At 56.4% G+C, this 1,585-nt stretch carries 1 rRNA gene (running past one end of the window); it reads left to right on the plus strand.

Annotated elements, in window-relative coordinates:
* Positions 1-1,535, plus strand: a 23S ribosomal RNA gene (locus ACFY3U_RS27770); it begins 1,612 nt to the left of the window's first position.
* Positions 1,536-1,585 lie beyond the last annotated feature (50 nt).

A 1,585-nucleotide genomic window follows, 5' to 3' on the forward strand; every position in this document is an offset into this window, starting at 1 on the left:
CGGTCTTCGGACCAATCGGGGGGAGCGTGGGAACCTGGTGGGTAGTAGTCAAGCGATGGGGTGACGCAGGAAGGTAGCTGATCCCGGCCGGTGGTTGTGCCGGGGTAAGCGTGTAGGCCGGTGTGTAGGCAAATCCGCACATCATGAGGCTGAGACGTGATGCCGAGCCGATTCAGGTGAAGTCAGTGATCCTATGCTGCCGAGAAAAGCCTCTAGCGAGTTCTGAGCGGCCCGTACCCCAAACCGACACAGGTGGTCAGGTAGAGAATACCGAGGCGATCGGGCGAACTGTGGTTAAGGAACTCGGCAAATTGCCCCCGTAACTTAGGGAGAAGGGGGGCCGGAGACGTGAAGCCCCGCGCGGGTGGAGCGTTGTATGGCCGCAGAGAGCAGGGGGAAGCGACTGTTTACTAAAAACACAGGTCCATGCGAAGAAGTAATTCGATGTATATGGACTGACGCCTGCCCGGTGCTGGAACGTTAAGGGGACCTGTTAGCTCTTCGGGGCGAAGCGGAGAACTTAAGCGCCAGTAAACGGCGGTGGTAACTATAACCATCCTAAGGTAGCGAAATTCCTTGTCGGGTAAGTTCCGACCTGCACGAATGGCGTAACGACTTCCCCACTGTCTCAACCACAGGCCCGGCGAAATTGCAGTACGAGTAAAGATGCTCGTTACGCGCGGCAGGACGGAAAGACCCCGGGACCTTTACTATAGCTTGACATTGGTATCCGAATTAGCTTGTGTAGGATAGGTGGGAGCCGGTGAAGTCCATACGCCAGTATGGGTGGAGGCAATCTTGAAATACCACTCTGGTTGCTTTGGGTATCTAACTTCGGACCGTTATCCGGTTCAGGGACAGTGTCTGGTGGGTAGTTTAACTGGGGCGGTTGCCTCCTAAAGGGTAACGGAGGCGCCCAAAGGTTCCCTCAGCCTGGTTGGCAATCAGGTGTTGAGTGCAAGTGCACAAGGGAGCTTGACTGTGAGACTGACAGGTCGAGCAGGGACGAAAGTCGGGACTAGTGATCCGGCACTGGCATGTGGAAGCGGTGTCGCTCAACGGATAAAAGGTACCCCGGGGATAACAGGCTGATCTTCCCCAAGAGTCCATATCGACGGGATGGTTTGGCACCTCGATGTCGGCTCGTCGCATCCTGGGGCTGTAGCAGGTCCCAAGGGTTGGGCTGTTCGCCCATTAAAGCGGTACGCGAGCTGGGTTTAGAACGTCGTGAGACAGTTCGGTCCCTATCCGCCGTGCGCGTAGGATACTTGAGAAGGGCTGTCCCTAGTACGAGAGGACCGGGACGGACGAACCTCTGGTGTGCCAGTTGTCCCGCCAGGGGCACGGCTGGTTAGCTACGTTCGGAAGGGATAACCGCTGAAAGCATCTAAGCGGGAAGCCTGCTTCAAGATGAGGTATCCCACCCACTTTGGTGGGGTAAGGCCCCCAGCTAGACGACTGGGTTGATAGGCCGGAAATGTAAGCCCGGTAACGGGTTCAGTTGACCGGTACTAATAGGCCGAGGACTTGACTTACAAAGCTGCTACGCGTCCACTGTGCAACTCAGAACAAACAAACAACCCCA

Origin of the sequence: Micromonospora sp. NPDC000089 (assembly GCF_042899365.1) — a bacterium.
Classification (GTDB): Bacteria; Actinomycetota; Actinomycetes; order Mycobacteriales; family Micromonosporaceae; genus Micromonospora.